The sequence below is a fragment of the Flavobacterium urocaniciphilum genome (assembly GCF_900110615.1).
Taxonomy (GTDB): domain Bacteria; phylum Bacteroidota; class Bacteroidia; order Flavobacteriales; family Flavobacteriaceae; genus Flavobacterium; species Flavobacterium urocaniciphilum.
In genome coordinates this window covers 50,318-71,700 of record NZ_FOEI01000006.1, presented here as the reverse complement: position 1 = coordinate 71,700, position 21,383 = coordinate 50,318, and the positions used below count along the sequence as shown (strand labels likewise).

The 21,383-nt window shown below is 31.6% G+C and carries 16 protein-coding genes and 1 tRNA gene; 8 read left to right on the top strand and 9 right to left on the bottom strand.

From position 1 onward, the window contains the following. Nucleotides 1–34: 34 nt before the first annotated feature. The 4 genes from BMY86_RS10655 to BMY86_RS10640 all read right to left on the bottom strand — a co-directional run bounded on the left by BMY86_RS10655 (nucleotide 35) and on the right by BMY86_RS10640 (nucleotide 3,451). Entirely contained in the window at nucleotides 35–580 is a 546-nt protein-coding gene (locus BMY86_RS10655) for a 3'-5' exonuclease (protein ID WP_091468939.1), read from the bottom strand. A gap of 38 nt (nucleotides 581–618) precedes the next feature. Next, nucleotides 619–1,167: a tetratricopeptide repeat protein gene (locus tag BMY86_RS10650; RefSeq protein ID WP_091468936.1), complete on the bottom strand. Its 549-nt coding sequence runs from the start codon at nucleotides 1,165–1,167 to the stop codon at nucleotides 619–621. Between the two features lie 198 nt (nucleotides 1,168–1,365). Continuing rightward, complete coding sequence (gene prfH, locus BMY86_RS10645) at nucleotides 1,366–2,058, bottom strand: peptide chain release factor H (protein WP_091468932.1); 693 nt, start codon at nucleotides 2,056–2,058, stop codon at nucleotides 1,366–1,368. A gap of 1 nt (nucleotide 2,059) precedes the next feature. After that, nucleotides 2,060–3,451 carry an RtcB family protein gene (locus BMY86_RS10640; protein ID WP_091468929.1) on the bottom strand — a complete coding sequence of 464 codons (1,392 nt, stop codon included), beginning with the start codon at nucleotides 3,449–3,451 and terminating at the stop codon, nucleotides 2,060–2,062. Between the two features lie 371 nt (nucleotides 3,452–3,822). Here BMY86_RS10640 and BMY86_RS10635 point away from each other — a divergent pair, with 371 nt between their 5' ends. Next, a complete protein-coding gene (locus BMY86_RS10635) occupies nucleotides 3,823–4,950 on the top strand; it encodes a methionine aminotransferase (protein ID WP_091468926.1) in 1,128 nt (375 codons plus the stop codon). A 303-nt stretch (nucleotides 4,951–5,253) separates the two neighbouring features. On the opposite strand, the gene xerD is transcribed toward BMY86_RS10635, so the two are convergent. From xerD to BMY86_RS10610, 5 genes are all read right to left on the bottom strand, one after another. Continuing rightward, the gene (gene xerD, locus BMY86_RS10630) at nucleotides 5,254–6,156 is read right to left on the bottom strand and encodes a site-specific tyrosine recombinase XerD (RefSeq protein ID WP_091469176.1); all 903 of its coding nucleotides are present in this window, start codon (nucleotides 6,154–6,156) and stop codon (nucleotides 5,254–5,256) included. Nucleotides 6,157–6,247: 91 nt separating this feature from the next. Next, a tRNA-His gene (locus BMY86_RS10625) sits at nucleotides 6,248–6,323 on the bottom strand. A gap of 64 nt (nucleotides 6,324–6,387) precedes the next feature. After that, complete coding sequence (gene bshB1 / locus BMY86_RS10620) at nucleotides 6,388–7,104, bottom strand: bacillithiol biosynthesis deacetylase BshB1 (RefSeq protein WP_091468925.1); 717 nt, start codon at nucleotides 7,102–7,104, stop codon at nucleotides 6,388–6,390. A gap of 232 nt (nucleotides 7,105–7,336) precedes the next feature. Next, complete coding sequence (locus BMY86_RS10615) at nucleotides 7,337–8,389, bottom strand: chorismate-binding protein (RefSeq protein WP_091468921.1); 1,053 nt, start codon at nucleotides 8,387–8,389, stop codon at nucleotides 7,337–7,339. After that, nucleotides 8,389–8,814, bottom strand: coding sequence for a PaaI family thioesterase (locus BMY86_RS10610; protein WP_091468918.1), 426 nt, complete (start codon nucleotides 8,812–8,814; stop codon nucleotides 8,389–8,391). Before BMY86_RS10610 ends, BMY86_RS10615 begins: the two co-directional genes overlap by 1 nt. Nucleotides 8,815–9,062: 248 nt before the next feature. Between BMY86_RS10610 and BMY86_RS10605 the strand changes: the two genes are divergently transcribed. The 7 genes from BMY86_RS10605 to BMY86_RS10575 all read left to right on the top strand — a co-directional run bounded on the left by BMY86_RS10605 (nucleotide 9,063) and on the right by BMY86_RS10575 (nucleotide 21,334). Further along, nucleotides 9,063–10,622: a hypothetical protein gene (locus tag BMY86_RS10605; protein ID WP_091468916.1), complete on the top strand. Its 1,560-nt coding sequence runs from the start codon at nucleotides 9,063–9,065 to the stop codon at nucleotides 10,620–10,622. 139 nt (nucleotides 10,623–10,761) lie between these two features. Beyond that, complete coding sequence (gene purL, locus BMY86_RS10600) at nucleotides 10,762–14,442, top strand: phosphoribosylformylglycinamidine synthase (protein WP_091468913.1); 3,681 nt, start codon at nucleotides 10,762–10,764, stop codon at nucleotides 14,440–14,442. Nucleotides 14,443–14,780: 338 nt separating this feature from the next. After that, a complete protein-coding gene (locus tag BMY86_RS10595; RefSeq protein WP_143065648.1) occupies nucleotides 14,781–16,313 on the top strand; it encodes a T9SS type A sorting domain-containing protein in 1,533 nt (510 codons plus the stop codon). A gap of 2 nt (nucleotides 16,314–16,315) precedes the next feature. Then, nucleotides 16,316–18,793: an NHL repeat-containing protein gene (locus BMY86_RS10590; RefSeq protein WP_091468906.1), complete on the top strand. Its 2,478-nt coding sequence runs from the start codon at nucleotides 16,316–16,318 to the stop codon at nucleotides 18,791–18,793. A gap of 433 nt (nucleotides 18,794–19,226) precedes the next feature. Beyond that, nucleotides 19,227–19,715, top strand: a complete 489-nt coding sequence (locus BMY86_RS10585) for a hypothetical protein (RefSeq protein WP_091468903.1) — start codon at nucleotides 19,227–19,229, stop codon at nucleotides 19,713–19,715. Nucleotides 19,716–19,904: 189 nt separating this feature from the next. Next, nucleotides 19,905–20,525, top strand: a complete 621-nt coding sequence (locus tag BMY86_RS10580; protein ID WP_143065647.1) for an HNH endonuclease — start codon at nucleotides 19,905–19,907, stop codon at nucleotides 20,523–20,525. 173 nt (nucleotides 20,526–20,698) lie between these two features. Then, nucleotides 20,699–21,334, top strand: coding sequence for a hypothetical protein (locus BMY86_RS10575; RefSeq protein ID WP_091468896.1), 636 nt, complete (start codon nucleotides 20,699–20,701; stop codon nucleotides 21,332–21,334). The last annotated feature ends 49 nt before the right edge of the window (nucleotides 21,335–21,383 follow it).

Here is a 21,383-nt window from a genome sequence, read left to right as displayed (position 1 = left end):
AATAAACAAAAAACCAGCTTATCAGCTGGTTTTTTTATTTTAAAATCTCTCTTAAAATCTTCGCAATATTTTTAGCATCATCAACACCTCTGTGGTGCGTGCCTTCTAGCGGAATATTTAGAAATTTTAAAGCGCCGTCCATACCTAATTCGTGTCCTAGTTTATTTTTAAGTGCAAATAAGGATTTCACGTTAATATGCGATGGACCAAAAGGATACGTTTTACTTAACGACAGACATTGTTTTTGAAACTGTCTCAAATCGTACGCACCAAAACTTGCCCATGCTCGGCTTTGACTTTTATAATCTTTTTTCAAAATATGTAAAGCATCGTCAAAAGAAACACCTTCTTGTTCAATTAATTCGGGAGTTATTGTTGTTAACTCTGTACAAAACGAACTTATAGTGGAACGTTCTGGTTTAATCAAAATACCCCGATTATCACTAATTTCTCCTGTTTCAACATCAAGTAAACAAACACCCACTTCAATAATATCACTAATCATACCTTCAGGTAATTTACCCTCCCAACATGTTGCTTCAATATCTACAACAATAATTTTATCTAATAATTTTGCCATTTTATCAATTTTTTTCTACAAATAAATCTGCAGTTTTATTAATCATTTTTCTTTTTTGACTTCTTGTCTTTTTTCTCGGATTTCTTATCCTTCGATTTTTTTTTCGGTTTCAACAATTCTTTTTTGGCTTCTAAACGTTTTTGTGTTTCTTCTAAATCGTAAGTATCATTGTTATACACAACTAGTTTTACTTCTTTAATCAGTTTTAAAGCTTCTTTAAGTTTTAGTTGACGTTCTAACAAATGAACTTTCTTTAGTAAAATTGCCATTTTGTTGATTCCTTTAACCGTTAATGCAAAATCGATTAATTTAGATGCTTCGTCGTAATCTTCATTCAAAAGTAAGGTATCTATATAATGTGGATACACTGCAACAGCTTCCATATTAATAGCTAATGCTTCTTCGAAATAATTTTTCGCAGCATCATAATTATACAATTGCTCTGCTTCAATACGCGCATATAAACACAAAGCAGTGACATTTTTCGCGTCATAAGACAAGGCATAATCTAACGCTTCCGTTGTTTCTTCCAACGAATACGGATAGTTATCCAACGCTTGAAACAAGTATTTATCTATGTTTTTCATAATATTTCTTTTTAAAATTTAATTACACAAAGTTTCACAATACCCTTCGACAAGCTCAGGGTGACTCCACAGAGTTTCGCAAAGTTTTTAATCCGTGTAAATCAGAATATGCAAAGCATATCAACTTACCAAAATCAGCAAAATCAGTTAAATCTGCGTTCCTATTTTCAAATAGTTTTATGATTTAAACCTAAGTACCTATGTGTTTTTAAATTTATTTAATTCGTTTTTAAGGCGCTGTCGCTCCTGTTTAAATTTCTTTTCTATTTTGAGTTTCTTAAAATCGGAACCTTCAAAAGTTCGAATCGGATTGCCACGTTCCACTGCCATTTGATTCATCCACTGACTTTGAAATTGTTGCTTTAAAAGATCTAATTGCGCTTCGTTTAGCTTCACTAACAAGCGTTCAGTTGCCAATTTCTTATTCTGATGTTGCGAACGCGAATCCATACTCACCACACTAATTCCCGTTGGCAAATGTGTCGCCCGAATTGCCGAACTCACTTTATTAACATGTTGTCCGCCAGCTCCCGAACTTCGCATCGCTTGATATTGAATGTCTTTTTCAGAAAATGCTTTAGTACTTATTGCATCTACTTCAAAAATTCCAATAAACCAATTACTGCGTTTGTGAAATTTCCTAAAAGTACTTTTTCCAATCCATTGAATGGTTCCAACCCATGAATTCGTAAACTCTTTAGCATCTTTTCCTTTAATTTGAACCATAGCTGATGCTACCGTTCCATTTTCCGAACCTGCTTCGCGTTGCAAGACAGTCGCTTCTAAACCAAAAGATTCTACTTCTTGCAACACTTTTTTCAATACTTGAGCCACAACCCATGTACATTCTGCAGGTCCTCTTCCTGAGGTAATTTGAATGATCTTCTCCATACTATCGGTCCATTCTAACAATTTTCGGCGTGAAAGTTCCCAACACGTCTACTAATTCTGTTTGCAAATTCATTACCGTATGAATGTTTTTATACGCCATTGGTGCTTCATCAATATTTCCTCCAATTAACGTTACCTCGTTATCTGACAAGACTTTTTTAATCTGACTTTGAGTAAAAGTAGCTTTGCATTTCGCTCTCGAAAACAAACGTCCAGCTCCATGAGAAGCCGATTGTAAACTGTCTTCGTTTCCTTTACCCATAACGATAAATCCTGGCGCCGTCATTGAACCTGGAATAATTCCCAATTGTCCTTTTGCCGCTGGCGTAGCTCCTTTTCGGTGCACAATACATTCTTTACCATCTACTTGTTCTTTCCAAGCAAAATTGTGATGATTTTCAATCGTAACCACAATTCGTTTTCCTAACGCTTTAGCAATTCTTCTATGAATATCTTCGTGACAAGCCTTTGCATAATCACCAGCTAAATTCATAGCCATCCAATATTCTTGACCGTCATGTGTGTTCAAATCGAGCCATGCTAAATGCTGAACATTCTTCGGTAACGGACATTGTTTACTAGCTAAATACGTGTAATGTTTTGCAATATTTGCACCCAATCCACGTGAACCGCTGTGTGATAAAACCGCAACGTATTCTTTAGCTTCTAATTTCCATTCTGGCAACGGATTGTCTAATTTCACAATTCCGAATTCTACAAAATGATTGCCTCCTCCAGATGAACCTAATTGCTTGTATGCTTTGTCTAACAATTGTTTTACCAATGGAATCGTTTTAAATTCGTCTCGATAAAAAACCTCATGATCCGCTTTTACTTTATGCGTTTCAGTCATTCCGAATTTGGTATTGTCTTTCAAAATCGCTTGCAATTGATGGTCTTTCCCTTTGAAAAAAGACGCTGGCAAATCGAAAATCGACAAGCTCATTCTACAACCGATATCTACTCCTACTCCATATGGAATTACCGCATTATCTGTGGCTAAAACCCCGCCAATTGGCAATCCATAACCAGAATGTGCATCGGGCATTAAAGCCCCTTTAACTGAAATTGGCAATTTTAGAGCATCATACAATTGAAACTTTGCTTGATCATCAATTTCGTTTTCTCCAAAGATGGAAAAAGGTGCTCGAGTGGTTTTCAATTCGTTGAATTTCACTTGAACGGGATTGATTAAACCTTCCACCACTTTTCCCCAAGTCCCATCGCCTTTGTATTGCTCCGGATTTAATAATACTTGTTTGGCTTCGTTTAATATTCTTTCCTTTTTTTCTCTTTTTCGATATCTATTAATTTGCCCTAAGGCAATGTTTATAGCATTATTTTTTGGGAAGCCTAATTTGATTAAGTCTTTCCCAGATAGTTTATTTCCCATGATTATTTTAAAAATGATTCATAACATTGAACTAAACCAACCAAAAAGGCATTGTTTTAGCACATTGCATAACTTTGAAACGTTTCGGGAAATTTTTTGAAGGATCTAGAATTGACAAAAAAAAGCCCGAAACTAATTGTCTTCGGGCTTTTTCATATATTTTGTTTTATCTATGATTGCGTATAGCCACGAAGAAGAGCCTCATCAGTTCCAACTGATGCATAGCTTTGAGGTAATGATTTAAATACAAACATTTTTTCTTCGTTTAAAAGGTTATTAATTTTCTGACACAAAGATTTATCTTATTTTTTTAATTTTCCAAATAAAATTTAATATTTTTTAAAAAACTTCCATTTTAGTACCTTTACAACATGTCAAAATTACCCAACATAACAACTAGCATTTTCTCTGTGATGTCGCAGTTAGCCAATCAATACGGAGCAATTAATTTATCTCAAGGATTTCCAAATTTTCCAGAAGATGAAAGACTTATAAAAATCTCTGAAAACATTTTAAAAGAGAACATTCATCAATATACTCCGATGGCGGGTTTACCTTCATTATTGGAGAAAATTGCACGACAAACGGAAAAAGAATATGCTAGAAAAGTCAATCCGAATACCGAGATTTTAATTACTGCAGGAGCTACTCAAGGAATTTATACAGCCATAAATACGTTTATTTCACATGGTGATGAAGTGCTAATTTTAGATCCAAGTTATGATAGTTACGAACCTTCTGTTTTAGTGGCAAGTGGCACACCCATTCGAGTTTCTTTAAATGATGATTATACGCCAAATTTCAACAAAATTGAAGCGGCAATTAGTCCAAAAACTAAAATGATTGTGGTCAATAATCCTCACAATCCGACAGGAAAAGTTTGGAAAGCACTAGATTTTGAAAACTTGGAAACGATTTTAGAAAAACACCCCGATATTTTAGTTTTAAGCGATGAAGTGTATGAATACATTTCCTTTTCACAGCCTCATATTTCTTTCAATACTAGAGATAAATTAAAACATCGTACCATAATTGCTTCTTCTTTTGGAAAATCGTTACATGTTACGGGTTGGAAAGTAGGTTATTTAATTGCTCCAGAAAACCTAATGCAAGAAATGAAAAAAGTGCATCAGTTTTTGGTTTTCAGTGTGAATAGTTTTTCACAACATGTTATTTCTCAATATCTTAACATTGTAGATTTTAGTGAAATTTCTAAAATGTATTTGCGCAAAAGAGATTTGTTTCAAAGCTTGTTAAAAGAGAGTCGTTTCGAATTATTGCCTTGTGATGGAACGTATTTTCAAGTAGTAAATTACAAATCGATTTCTGATATAAATGATGTTGATTTTGCTACAGCTTTAATTCAAAAACATGGAGTAGCAGCTATTCCAATTTCTGTTTTTTATAATGATCATACCGACAGACAAATGCTACGTTTTTGTTTTGCTAAAACAGACGAAACATTGATTGCTGCAGCTGAAAAACTATGTAGGATTTAACTTTAAACATATAAGTCTTATAAGTTTTTTCTTTTTACCACATAGGCTAAAATAATTTTGATTGTGGATAAATGCGCTTCGCTTAAAATAGCAAACATAGCTTGAATGTGTGAAATTTCAAACATATAAACCATTTAAGTTTTTTCTTTTTACCACATAGGCTAAAATAAATTGGATAAAATAGTAAGACGCTTCGCTTGAAATAATGAACATAGCAAAAATCTAAACTTAAGTGAACTTAAACTTACTTTAAGAAAAACTTTAAAAATAAAACTTATATGACTTATATGTTTAGTTCAAAACCTATTTCGCTCTAGGATGAAATGTCTCCATAACATCAGCTAAAAACTTACGGTCTAAATGCATGTAAATTTCTGTAGTGGTAATTGATTCGTGACCTAACATCAACTGAATAGAACGTAAATCGGCACCATTTTCTAGTAAATGTGTCGCAAACGAATGTCGGAATGTGTGTGGAGAAATCGTCTTTTTCAACCCAATTTTAACTGCTAAATCTTTAATGATGGTAAATACCATTGCTCGTGTTAATTGTTTACCACGACGGTTCAAAAATAAGGTGTCTTCATGACCTTTTTGAATATTCAAATGCGAGCGAATGGCTTCTTTATATATTAAAATAAACTTTTGAGTAGAATTCCCAATTGGAACAAAGCGTTGTTTATTTCCTTTTCCGGTTATTTTGATAAAACCTTCATCGAAAAATAAATCGGAAATTTTTAACGTAACCAATTCTGAAACACGCAAACCACAACTGTATAAAGTTTCGAGCATGGCGCGGTTTCTTTCGCCTTCAGGTGTACTTAAATCGATAGCTTCAATTAGTAAATCAATTTCTTCTACTGAAAGTGTATCGGGTAATTTTCTTCCCGTTTTGGGCACTTCAATTAATTCTAAAGGAGTGTCTTTTCGGTAATCTTCAAAAATTAAGTAATTGAAAAAGCTTTTTAATCCTGAAATGATTCTCGATTGACTTCGAGCATTAACTTGTGTGGAAATCGTATAAATAAACTGTTGGACTTGTTCATCCGAAATGGCAACAGGAGAAACATCAATATTATTTTGAGAAAGAAAATGAACTAATTTCTCAATATCAAAACTATAATTTTCAATCGTATTCGCAGATAATCCGCGTTCTAATCGCAAATAATTTTGATATTCTTTTATGTAGGTATTCCAGTTTGGCATTTCCATTTATTGATAATACGCAAATTAACTGAAAAAAAGTTAGTTTTAAATAATAGACATAAAAAAAGCCTCACATTTCTGTGAGGCTTTAGGGTGAAAGACGGGTCTCGAACCCGCGACCTTCGGAACCACAATCCGACGCTCTAACCAACTGAGCTACAATCACCATGTATAAATACGGGTGCAAATATAGTGGTTTATTACATATTGCAAAAATATTTTTTTACTTTTTTACATTAAATTACTTAAACTATTGACAGTCAAATATCTTTCAACCGTAAATCCTTCCGCATGATCGACTCCTACTAGCCTTCCAAGGTCCATTGCACGATAATTTATGCTGTCTAAAAAGTTTTTTGAGGTAATTGGCGTGTTCGGTTCTGATGAATTCGGATCATAAAATTGCGTTTTATACGCCATAACCGCCTCCATTTTCTTATCCATAAAACCAGAAATATCTACAACAAAGTCGGGTTCAATAGTTACCCATTGTATATAATGATACACTAATTTTGGTCGGTAATGCGATTGTTTTTCCCCATTTAATTCGGTTTCAATTTTCGATAAACCTGATAAAAAACAAGCATCACTTACTAATTTACTCCCTTTTCCATGATCGATATGACGGTCGGCAATAGCATTACACAATACAATTTCAGGTTGGTATTTGCGTATCATTTTTATTATTTCAATTTGATGCGCTTCATCATTTACAAAAAAACCATCTCTAAAATTTAGATTTTCACGAACATGAACACCTAATATTTTAGCGGCATCAGCAGCTTCAGCATCACGAGTTTGTGCCGTACCACGAGTACCTAATTCGCCTCTTGTTAAATCGACAATTCCGACTTTTTTACCTAAGGAAATTTCTTTGGCAATAGTTCCCGCACAACCTAATTCAATATCGTCTGGATGCGCTCCGAATGCTAATATATCTAGTTTCATAGTTATTTTGAGTTACTCAGCAACATAGTTTCAAAGTTACTAAGTTATTATTAATCGTTTAAACAGAATTTCAGTGTTTCTTTTTGAATCTCTTTGCTTCTTTGTTTCTTTGTTTCTTTGCTTCTTTGTTTCTTTGCTTCTTTGTTGCTTTGTTTCTTTGTTTCTTTGTTACTTTGCTTCTTTGTTTCTTTGCTTCTTTGCTTCTTTGTTACTTTGTTTCTTTGTTACTTTGTTACTTAAAAACTAAGACTCTTAAAATTGTTTTCGCTTTATTTTCAGTTTCAATAAATTCTTTATTCGCGTTACTATCTTTTGTAATTCCGCAACCTACATAAATATTCACTTTATTTTGATTTTTGATATTGTCATTGAAAATTTCGCAACATCTCAAATTTACAAATAAATTGGTTTGTTCTTGTATTTGAAATTCGCCTAAAAATCCGGAATAATAATTTCTATTATAATTTTCATGTTCTAAAATGAAATTTCTGGCTGCTTGCAAAGGCATTCCGCACACTGCAGAAGTTGGATGTATGGCTTGTATAACTTCGATTTCAGAAAAAGAAGGTTTTAATTCTCCAGAAATATCCGATTTCAAATGCACTAAATTACCGGCTCTATGTGTGTATGTATCAGAAACTGCTAAATTATCTACAAAATTTCCTATTCTGTTTTTAATATAATCGGTAACTAATTGCTGTTCTACTTGTTCCTTTTCTTGCCAAAGTATATTTTCAGAAAACACTTGGGTTCCGGCTAATGCAACCGTTTCAAAAGTCTTATTATTTATTTTAGCTAATTGTTCAGGAGTTGCTCCCATCCACATTCCTACTTTTGGATGAAACCATACATAACGAAAGGCAGTTGGATAGCTGATTAACAATTTCTGATACGATTTTATAAAATCAACCGTTTGAGAAATTTCAATTTTTCGAGACAACACTACTTTTTCAAAACTACCTTTTTCTATTTCTGCAACCGCTTTTCGAACGATACTTTTAAAAGAATACTGGGCATTTTCGTCCAATTCATTTTCAATTAAAGCTGAAGCATCTTCAATTTCAACATTTATTTCTTCTTGAAAAATTTCAGATTCTGATTCTGGAAAAACAACATTCGTTTGGTTGTAAAAACTCGAAAAAACAAATCCACTTTGATTTTCAAAAACATGTAATGCATCATTTTCTTGAAAAAAACCATGCAATATCTGCTCATTTGGTTTGGCATACAAAACAAAAGGCAATTGCTTATTAAAATTTGAAGTGGCTTTGTCTAATAATTTCATTATCGATCTCTTCTAGATAAAACCATATTAGACAATTTGCATAAAGAAATTAATTTGTCGTTTTCATCCACAATTTTAATTTCCCACAAATGAATACTTGCTCCTTTATGGATAATTTTCGCCGTACAATACACCATACCTTCACGCTTACTTCGTAAATGATTGGCGCTAATTTCAATACCACGTACTTCTTGTTTTTCTGGATTAATAAACATTAAAGAAGCTGCACTACCCACACTTTCTGCTAATGCAACTGTAGCACCACCGTGTAATAAACCCATTGGTTGGTGTACTCTAGAATTTACAGGCATTTGAGCTTTTAAAAAATCCTCACCTGCATCAATATACTCAATTTCAAGCGTTTGCATCAAAGTGTTTTTAGACCACTCGTTACAAAGTTTTAAAAATTCTTCTTTATTAAACATAAATCGTTATTTTTACAAAGTTACAAATTAATATTTCGAATAAAAGCATAAGAAAAGCTGCTTTTTTTCGTTATAGATTTTGTTGCCACGAATTCACGAATTAAAAATTTGTCAAAATTTGATTTGTATCGACTTTGTAGATAATTAATTCGAAATAAATTCACAATTTTAAAATTAAAAAAATTCGACAATTAACTTTGCTGAATCTTCGATTTCGTGGCGAAATAAAAAAATAAAAAATCACAAAAATGCGTCAACTATATTTAATTTTAAGTCTATTTACCTTACTTTTTGTTACTTCTTGTAGAAACGAGCTTGATTTTGAATCGAGCATTGGAGAACTTCGTTTTTCGAAAGAAACGGTTTATTTAGATACGGTTTTCACAAATATTGGTTCGAGTACTTACACCTTAAAAGTATATAATACGAGCGACAAAAACATTTCAATTCCTAATGTTCGATTAGGAAAAGGACAAGCCTCAAAATACCGATTAATGGTAGATGGCGTTCCGGGAAAAGAATTTCAAAACGTAGAGTTATTAGCTAAAGACAGCATGTTTGTTTTTATTGAAGTTACTGCAGATGTAGCGGATGCCAATCCAACTGATTTTTTATATACCGACAGAATTGAATTTGGAAATTCAGTAAATTTCCAAAAAGTAGAATTAGTAACCTTAATTCAAGATGCGGTTTTCATTTATCCTGAAAGAACGGGTAGTCCGAATAATTATACGTACGAACAAATTAATTTAGGTGTGGATGGTGATGGAAATCCGATTGACATAACAGGAACCAATTTAAGTCACACCGACCCAACCAACGGCGACGAATTGCATTGGACCAAAAACAAACCTTATGTAGTGTATGGTTATGCGAAAATTCCAGAAAATGAAACCTTGGTTGTAGATGCAGGTACAAAAGTACATTTTCATGCTAATTCGGGATTAATTGTTGCCGACAATGCCAGTTTAGAAGTAAACGGCGCATTAAGTACTTATGACACCGATGGAAATGTAATTATAGATAACGAAGTAACTTTTGAAGGTGATCGTTTAGAACCAGGTTATGCTGACGTTGCTGGACAATGGGGAACCGTTTGGTTTTTACCAGGAAGTAACGGTAATACTATCAATCATTTAACCATCAAAAATGCTACAGTTGGAATGTTAGTATCTGGAAACGATGGTACTCCTACTCCAACTATCGACATGCAAGATGTACAAATTTACAATTGTGCGAATGTGGGTATTTTAGCTCGAACAGGTAAAATGGTAGGTAGAAATGTGGTAGTAAACAACTGCGGACAGGCAAGTATCGCTTGTACTTTTGGTGGTAGTTACGATTTCACACATTGTACATTTGCTAACTATTGGGGCGCTCCTAGTCAAACGTGTTTGGTAATGGACGATTATGATGGAGCGGCGGCGTATGCTTTAACACAAGCAAACTTTAAAAACTGTATATTTTACGGTTCTACTAATTTAGGAATTGCGATAGAGAAAACCGGAAACACATTTAATTATAAGTTTGATAATTGCTTAATTAAATTCATCGATTTCAATAATCAATTTGCGAGTAATCCGTTGTATAATTTCAACGATACTACGAAATACGCAGGTTGTTTTATCGCTTCTACTTCATTGATTAACAAGCCTGAATTTGTAAACACCAACAAAAACAACTTTAAAATTGGTGAGAATTCTATTGCAAGAAACAATGCGAATGTAGCCTTTTCAACCTTTAATGATATATTAGGAAATTCACGAGCTACCTCATCAGATATAGGTGCCTATGAATATTTACCATAATTTTCAAATTTTGAGCGGTTTTTACCGCTCTTTTTTTTTCTACTTAAAGAAGAAAGTTTAACTTTGCACTTTCAAAAACAACAACACACCCGAGGCGAACCAAATTGTATGGCGCGCAACGGAATAAAACTACATTAATATGATTCATTTCTTCGGGAACCAATCCAACATCGTATTTGCCGTACAAACGCAAAACGAGATTTCATCAGAAGACATCAACAAATTAAACTGGCTTTTTGGCGACGCACATAAAATAGATAAATCCGTATTAGCGGATTTTTTTGTTGGTCCACGTGCCGCAATGGTAACACCTTGGAGTACAAATGCTGTTGAAATTACTCAAAATATGGGTATTTCTGGAATTATCAGAATTGAAGAATTCGAAAAAGTTTCAGCCGATTTCAATGATTTCGATCCGATGTTATCTCAAAAGTATTCAGAATTAAATCAAGAAATTTATACAATTAACATTCAACCGGAAGCTATTTTAGATATTGAAGATATCGAGGCGTACAACCAACAAGAAGGTTTAGCGTTGAGTCCGGAAGAAGTAGAATATTTAAATAATTTATCTACTAAATTAGGTAGAAAATTAACCGATTCTGAAATCTTTGCTTTCTCACAAGCCAATTCAGAACACTGTCGCCATAAAATTTTCAACGGAACATTTATTGTTGATGGCGAAGAAAAACCAACATCATTATTCAAATTAATCAAAAAAACATCTGAAACACATCCTAACGATATTGTATCAGCATATAAAGATAACGTAGCGTTTGTTAAAGGTCCGAAAGTAACGCAATTCGCACCAAAAAGCGCAGACAAACCTGATTTTTACCAAGAGTCAGCATTCGATTCTGTTTTATCTTTAAAAGCAGAAACACACAACTTCCCTACTACTGTAGAGCCTTTTAACGGAGCTGCAACAGGTTCTGGTGGAGAAATCCGCGACCGTTTAGCAGGTGGACAAGGTTCATTACCTTTAGCAGGAACAGCGGTGTACATGACTTCTTACTCTCGTTTAAATGAAGAACGTCCATGGGAAAAAGCAATGGACGAAAGAAAATGGTTGTACCAAACACCAATGGACATCTTAATTAAAGCTTCAAACGGAGCTTCAGATTTTGGTAATAAATTCGGACAACCGCTAATTACAGGTTCTATCTTAACATTCGAGCATGAAGAAGCTAACAGAAAAGTTGGTTACGATAAAGTAATTATGCAAGCGGGTGGAATTGGTTATGGAAAATTAGATCAAGCCATTAAAAAGAAACCTCAAGAAGGCGATAAAATTGTTATTCTTGGTGGAGAAAACTATAGAATTGGAATGGGTGGTGCTGCTGTTTCTTCAGCAGATACTGGAGCTTTTGGTTCAGGAATTGAATTAAACGCTATACAACGTTCTAATCCAGAAATGCAAAAACGTGCTGCTAATGCCATTCGTGGTTTAGTAGAAAGCGATAACAATCCGATTGTTTCTATTCACGATCACGGTGCAGGTGGACACTTAAACTGTTTATCTGAATTAGTAGAAGAAACAGGTGGATTAATCGATTTAGATAAATTACCAGTGGGCGACCCAACGCTTTCTGCAAAAGAAATCATCGGAAACGAATCTCAAGAAAGAATGGGATTAGTAATTGGTGAAAAAGACATCGATACGTTACAAAAAATAGCAGACAGAGAACGTTCTCCAATGTATCAAGTTGGTGATGTAACGAACGATCATAGATTTACATTCGAATCGAAAACTACTGGTGCAAAACCAATGGACTATGCTTTGGAAGACTTTTTTGGAAGTTCGCCAAAAACAATCATGACAGACAAATCAGTTGCTAGAAATTATAGTAATGCCGAATATTCTGCAACAAACATCCCAACCTATTTAGAACAAGTATTGCGTTTAGAAGCGGTTGCTTGTAAAGATTGGTTAACCAATAAAGTAGACCGTTGTGTTGGTGGTAGAGTGGCGAAACAACAATGCGCAGGACCGTTACAATTACCATTAAACAATGTAGGTGTAATGGCATTAGATTTTAAAGGAAAAGAAGGAATTGCTACTTCTATTGGGCACGCTCCTATTTCTGCTTTAATTGATCCTGTTGCTGGAAGTAGAAATGCCATAGCAGAATCACTTTCTAACATTGTTTGGGCTCCATTAAAAGATGGTTTACAATCGGTTTCTTTATCTGCTAACTGGATGTGGGCTTGTAAAAACGAAGGTGAAGACGCTCGTTTATATGATGCCGTAAAAGGATGTTCTGATTTTGCTATCGAATTAGGAATCAACATTCCAACAGGAAAAGATTCACTTTCAATGAAACAAAAATATCCAAATGACGAAGTAATTGCACCAGGAACGGTTATCATTTCTGCAGCTGGAAATTGTTCTAATATTACTAAAGTTGTAGAACCAGTTTTACAACATAACGGTGGCAACATTTATTATTTAAATTTATCGCAAGATGCCTTTAAATTAGGTGGTTCATCGTTCAATCAAATCTTAAATAAAGTTGGAAATGAAACGCCAACTATTAAAAATGCTGATTATTTCAAAAAAGCATTTAATACCTTACAAGATTTAATTAAAGCAAGAAAAATTAAAGCCGGACACGATGTAGGAAGTGGTGGTTTAGTAACTACTTTATTAGAAATGTGTTTTGCAGATGTTAATTTAGGAGCCAACTTAAATTTATCTTCAATTAACGAAGCCGATACTACGAAATTATTATTTTCTGAAAATATTGCTGTAGTATTCCAAGCAGATGCTGAAGTAGAAGCGGTATTTAATGCAAACGGAATTGAAATTTTCAATATCGGAACGGTAAATCATTCTGAAACGGTAACGCTTTCAAACTTTAATGATACCTTTACTTTTGACGTTAAAGCTTACAGAAAAACGTGGTTTGAAACGTCTTATTTATTAGATCAAAAACAAACTAAAAACGGAAAAGCAAAAGAGCGTTTTGAAAACTTTGCAAATCAACCGTTACAGTTTAAGTTCCCAGAAAACTTTAGTGGCAATTTAGAACAGATTGCTTCGTCGCCAGCTTCTCGCAATGACCGACCAAAAGCAGCGATAATTCGTGAAAAAGGAAGTAATTCTGAAAGAGAAATGGCAAACGCTATGTATTTAGCTGGTTTTGATGTAAAAGACGTTCACATGACCGATTTAATTTCTGGTCGTGAAACATTAGAAGACATTCAGTTTATTGGAGCTGTTGGTGGATTCTCTAACTCGGATGTATTAGGTTCGGCTAAAGGTTGGGCAGGTGCTTTCTTATACAACGAAAAAGCCAATACAGCCTTGAAAAACTTCTTTAAAAGAGAAGATACCCTTTCGGTAGGAATTTGTAATGGTTGTCAGTTAATGATGGAATTAGAGTTAATTAATCCGGAACATGAAGTTCATGGAAAAATGAAACACAACGATTCTCATAAACACGAAAGTGGTTTTACTTCTGTAAAAATTCAAAAGAACAATTCGGTGATGCTTTCTAGTTTAGAAGGTTTAACATTAGGAGTTTGGATTTCGCATGGTGAAGGAAAATTTAATTTACCAATGAGCGAAGACAACTATAATATTGTAGCGAAATACGGTTATGAAGGTTATCCTGCTAATCCGAATGGTTCCGATTATAACACAGCAATGTTATGTGATGCAACGGGAAGACATTTAGTTACGATGCCACATATTGAGCGTTCTACTTTCCCTTGGAACTGGGCGAATTACCCAGAAAGAAACCAGAAAGACGAAGTTACGCCATGGTTAGAAGCCTTTGTTAACGCAAGAAAATGGATAGAAAACCAAAATAAATAATACGAAGAGCGACAGAAATGTCGCTCTTTTTTTTTCTAAAATTCTCAAAACATTTTGCTTGTTATTTTTTTATCTGAATGAAATTTTTATGACATTTTTTGAGGCAATTTTTAAATTAGTTAAATTATATAACAGCTTATAGCTTATTTAGAATTACTCGAAAATTACTTGTTATATTTTGTAAGAAATTACTATTTTATGTTATATTTGTCTGAGATTTAACATTACTGCATTACGAAAGTAATAAACTGACAAAGAAACACTTCATTCAAATTTACCATTTGTTCTGAAAGGTGAATTTTAAAAATCTTAAAGTAAAACATCAAAAACAAAAATTAATGATCAAAAAGATTTTACTCCTATTATTGTTACCAATAATTGGTTATAGTCAACAAATAAATCCAAATTTTGGCACGAATGGAACCATAAGTACAGATTATGCTTATGACTATGATTTATTTAGTGATTTACAACTTTTACAAAATGGTAAAGTTTTATTATTTGGAAATAGTAAGATTACTTTAAACTCCAATTTAGATGGTTTTGCAATCATCAAATACAATGAAGATGGTAGTTTCGATAACACTTTCGGAATCAACGGAAAAATTATTTTAAATTTCGATTCGTACCAAAACTCAAATCCAACTTCAGTTGTTATCCAAAATGATGGTAAAATTTTAATTGCTGGAAATACAGCAAATAATTCACGTGGCGTTTTAACTCGTTTACATTCTAATGGTTCAATTGATACTGATTTTGGTTTTAACGGAAAGGTTACTGTAGAATCTAAAAACATTAACAAAATGTTGCTAACACCAAATCAGCAAATTTTGTTATTTGGAAATACAGTAAATGATTTTTGTATTGAAAAACTAAATTCAGATGGTTTTCACGACCTTTCTTTTGGAATTAATGGCATCACAACATTGGATGACAACAATACTTTTGAAAAGTTCACATCCGCTCAAATTTTAAGTGATAATTCAATTATATGCATAGGAGATTCATCTAATCCAAATTTTAATTCGAACAAAGTAATTATCGCAAAGTATAGTGCAAATGGTGTTTTTGATTCGAGTTTTGGAATTAAAAGAATTAACATGCCATATAACCCAAATGCTACAGAAAGTAATCTTTATGCTAGTGATTTTAAAGTTCTTGCAGATAATTCCATAATAATGTTAGTAAATGGAAGTTATATGACAGCTCAAAACATTGGATATGCAAGAATTTATAAAATTGACATGAATGGTAATCTTTTATTGAATTTTAATTCAACTGGTTATATTCAATTCAACAATTGTTTAGGTTGTGATTTAAGATTACAAAATGTTCAATTTCTAGACAATAATAAATTTTTAGTTACTCAAATTAGTGAAAACAATAATAATGATAATTTTATTACAACATCATTAATAAATTCAGATGGTAGTATAAACACTACTTTTGGAAACATTTCAATTGATCTAATAAACGACTTCACACCTATCGCTAAAGCAAAAGTTTTAAACGATAAATTATATGTAGCTTATCATAGAACCGTAAATCTGAATGATTACTATATTAATGCTTATTTAATTGAAAATCAATTTCTTTCAATTACAAGTTTAGATGATATTTCAGACAAATCAATTATTTATCCAAATCCTTTTTCAGAAAGTTTTACCATTGATTTTAAAAATCTTGATGTATCAAATGGAAAGATTTCTTTGTATAACATAAATGGTACAGAAATTTATTCTTCTAATTTTTCTAATGTAAATAATAACACATTAACAATTAATGAATTAGAAAAATATGCTACTGGGATATATTTCCTTAAAATTTCTTCAGACAATTATCTTAATACTTTTAAAATAATAAAAAAATAATCATGAAATTTAAATATAATTTAATTTGTCTACTATTTGCTTTTCAAATATTACACGCACAACAAGGGATTTTAGATACTAGTTTTGGAAATAATGGTATAAATAAAGCTTCTAAAATTACTTATTATAATGGTGATGGTAATCCAAGAGGAACAATTAAAGCACTTTTTACAAGCACTGGAACACTTACGCATTTAGGAAATGATTTAGTTAATGGTGGTATTTTGCCAGTTATTAATAGTACTAATGGAATACAAAATTCTAACACTGTTTGGAACAATAAAACCGTTGTTAAAGATGGTTTGTATAATGCAAGCAATATTTTATTTACAACCGGATATACTTCTAAAGAAGACAACAATAAAGCCATTTATATTTCGAAAACAACTAATAATACTGAAATAGCTGCTGGAAATGCCTTAAATTATGATGGGAAAATAATCTTCGACACCAAAGAAACAGATGAAGAAGGTGTGGCTATAAAATTACAATCGGATAATAAAATTGTAGTTTTAGGTTATAGTGGAACAAATGGTGTAATAATTAGATACACTGCAGAAGGATATTTAGACAGAACTTTCAATCAAAAAGGGTTTTATATTTTTCAAATAGCACAAACTACAAAACCAACTTCATTGGCAATTCAACCAGATGGTAAAATTTTAATAGCTGGAAATTGTTTAAACGGAAATACTATAGATTTTTTCATAACTCGTTTAAATACTAATGGTACAACCGATACCAATTTTGGTTCTAACGGAATCGTAATTAAAGATATTAACAATTATGATAATACAGGAAATTCGATGATTTTAACCACAGATGGTAGTATTTTAATTGGAGGAAAAGCATATACAACAGGCGGCGATTTCGGATTTTCAAATCTGTACTCATACAATTTTTCTGTTTTCAAATATACTTCAAACGGTATCTTAGACACTTCTGCTTCAAATGGTGTTATTCCTGGAGCATTTATTAAATCTTTAGGTTTTTATCAATACAATCCTTCAACTTATGTTCCTGAAGATGAAGAAATCAATTGTATGGCTTATGACAATATTAATGAACGCGTTTATATTTATGGTTCGGCATTTAAAAGAAGTTATGATGCTCAATATAATATCATTACCAGAAAAACAGGATTATGGAGTTTTTGCTTTTCTTTAGACAATAGTTTTACACTTCAAAATTCGACATCTTTTCAATTCCCTACAGATTATACACTTTTTGAATCAGAAATTATTTCCGCTACAATAAAACCTTCAGATATGGTTTTAGGATCTGCATTAACAAAAGTACATGCCGTAGTAAAATTTAGCAACTGTTTGGGTGGAACTTCTACTTTTTTGAGCATTCCTTCAACAAATTCGAATTCATTTCCTACAGCGTGTTATAATAATTACACCAACTTAGTTTTAAATAAAATCATAAAGCAGAACAATATATATTACGGATTAACCTATGTAAATGACAATTCTTTTACTGGCGATTTATATCAATTAGATTCGAATTTTAAAGTAAATACAGCATTTGGTTTGAATGGGAAAATTCCCAACGTTAGAGATTTCAGAATTGACAACGATGGAAATTTAATTTGTAGTATGACTTCAACTATAACAAACGGATATAAGACACTTATTTCTAAATTCGATCAAAATGGTAAAATCGATTATACTTTTGGTAATTTAGGTAGTGTTAAAAAGAAAAATTTAATGAATATTTTTGGGTTACAAATAACATCAGATAATAAATATGTTGTTGCCTCATACATTACGAATCCAGAACCAAAAATTCTTTTAGAAAAATTCAATACTAACGGTCAAAGTGATACTAATTATAATGATCCTATTTTATTAAACATTTCCAATTATTCTTCATATCCGAGTTTAGAAAATACAGAAGAAATTATTAGCGATAATTTAGGATATAATTATACCGTTAGTTTAAAATTGGATGTTTTTAATGTTGCAAATCAAATAATTACATTATCAAAAGTAAATAATACAGGTGTTTTTGATACAACATTTGGTACCAACGGAATGGTTAATATGGTTCCATTTTTCAACCAGCCAACCAATAAATTGAATATTGTTATTCAGGATAACGGAAAATTATTAGTGTATTCAAATAAAAGATTAGTTCAGATTAATACCAATGGAACTTTAGACACAAATTTTGGTACGAATGGTTATTTAGATGTTGAAACAATTATACCTGATTTTAATGCTTCAAAAGTGTTAGCTAAAGGAAATGATTATTATATTGGAGGTTTTTCTTATACAGGTGGCGACAATTCAACTATTATTAAAATAAATAATTTAGGGATTATTGATTCAACATTTGCGAATAATGGAATATTTAAAGATACTGATACTAATTCTGCAAATATATCATATGGTTTAAAAAACATGTATTTTGATGGTAATGATAAAATTGTGTTTCACGGCGGTGGTAGCATATTAATAAAGAGAATACAATAAATTATTACCTTTTAACATAACAAATAAAAAGAGCGACAGAAATGTCGCTCTTTTTTTATACCTCTTTGTGGCAAAAAAATTCCTTTTAAAAAAATTGCCACAGTTTTGTGGCAAAAAAAATTTGACAAAAAATTTTGCCACAACTTGGTAACAAATAATTTGAACTTGAAAAACTTGTTACATTTTTTGTAACAAAAAAATTAAAACGAAAAAAAAAGTTACAACTTTAGTAACATTTTATTTTAAATGAAAAATTTGTTACACTTTTTGTGAATAACTATTCGCAAAATGTAAATTAATTTTTTGTAAGAAATTACTTTTTTATATATTTGGGAAACTAATGAGTATAAATATGCGAGTGAGGGTTTCGTATATAAACAAGTTAGCAGATAACTACGAAGAACCCAAGTAAAATTAAGAAAAACAGAAAATTATGATTGAATTAGTTTGGGGAATAATAAACATTGTGTTAATATTAATTTGTTTAATAAACTTTATAAAAATCACTAAATTAATTAAAGAAAAACTAGGTTTATTTGCTTCATTAATCTTTATTGTTTTCATAATTTCATTTTTAAAAGAATCAACTGAAGAAAAATTTCATGAAAAAACTACAGAATTAAATAATGAAGTTATATATACTAACTCAAAATCAAAAATACTCGAAGATAAATTAGTTACAAAAATTGAAACGAGAATTTCTTATGGTAAAAGAAAAGACACTTTGTATATAACGTCGAAAACAAATAGATATGGGTTTGTAATTGGTACTGATTGGAAATCACATTATTCATCAGTTGAAGAAGTGAAAAACTCTAAAAACACTTATAAATACAATGTGTTAGGTACATTAGAATGGAATATTTTAGGAATTAAAGTATACAAAGAAATAAAAGAGTTCAATGGAATATTGAAATTGTAAAAAAAGCCAGCTGCTAACAGGCGTTTGGCAAGATTGCGAATTTTGTAGTAAATATACGTTTACATTTCGCAAGAAATTTTAACTTTAACAGAAAATAATCGGTTCCGAAGTTCGTAACTGACAACAAGCTTGGAAACATTATAGGTAAGTTGTTAAAAATCAGAATATAAAATAAAGTCAGATAAAAATATGAATGTTAATAATCATTGCCCGAAATGTACATCCGAATTGGTAATTGAAAAAGGAAAATTTAACGTTTATGCATTCTGTCCAAACTGCTTCGAACAACAAAGCATACCTAAAGATAATCAGAATTGCTGTTATTCTCCAGAAATTCTTCCTGTGAGAATAAATATGCGAGGTGGTGGTTTTCAAATCAGACAACAATGTAATAATTGTGGACATTCTTTTGGACTTGCGTTAAAGAAAAGCGATTTTGATTTGAATAAAATCAAATTGAGAGATGAACATAAAGCTGAACAATTTCACAAAATGGCTGCTATAGAATATGCTGAATTCAAAGTAAAATTTGATACTTTCAAAAATGAAAACTACACATTTGAAAATCAATTTCCTGGTTATAATGAATATTTAAAATCAGAAACTTGGCAATTCAAAAGAAAATCTGTACTTAAAAGAGATAATTTTATTTGCCAAAGTTGTTTAGCCAATAAAGCCACACAAATTCATCATCTTACATATAAACATGTTTTTAATGAACCTTTGTTTGACTTAATATCAGTTTGCTTTAGATGTCATGAAATAATTACGAAAATGGATAGAAAAATTGAATCAGATAAAATTATATAGTTTATAAGTGACAAACTACCGCTTTACAAAGTCTAGTTACACCTAACCCCCTACACAAAGTCTTCCGACTTTGAGTAAAAAAAAGTAAGTTCAAAGTTGGGAAACCTAACGGAGTGGTTAGGCATTGCCAGTCATTACACTGCAAGGAATTGATTAATTTATAATAAAATATTATGCACAACATAACTTTTATAAGTACAATTCATAATGAAATAGGAAAATGTAATTCCATTGAGCTATGCAAAATTATTGAAAAAATAAACCCTGAAGTTATTTTTTTAGAAGCTCTTAATGAAACTTATTCAAAATATGAAAATCATTTATTTACATCATTTGGTGTATTTCATAAGAAGTTAGAAATATCTGCTATCCAATACTATAGTTTAAATAATTCATTTGAATTTATTCCAGTCCTAGACAACGGATTATCTGATGCATTTGAAAAAAAATACAACTTGGTTTGTGATAATAAAGAATGGCAGAAATTAATTGATAATTATAATTCATTAGCTAAAGAGCATGGTTTTGAATTTCTAAATTGCATTGAAAGCATTAAGTTACAAGAAGAAATGCGAGTTTTAGAAAGTTCTCTTTTAAATGGTCATAAATTAGAAATCGTCTTTAACGAAGAAATTGAATCGTATGAAAATTCAATGATGAATAATATTTATTCATATTGTAAAAATAACAATTTCAATTCAGCAATTTATTTGTGTGGTGTAGCTCATCGTAAATCTATTATTGAAAAAATAGAAAAGTTTAATAGTCAAGAACATCTAAAACTTAATTGGAATGTTTTTGGAGATTAATCCCCCGCTACACAAAGTCTCCCGACTTTGAGTAAGAATAATTAAGTTC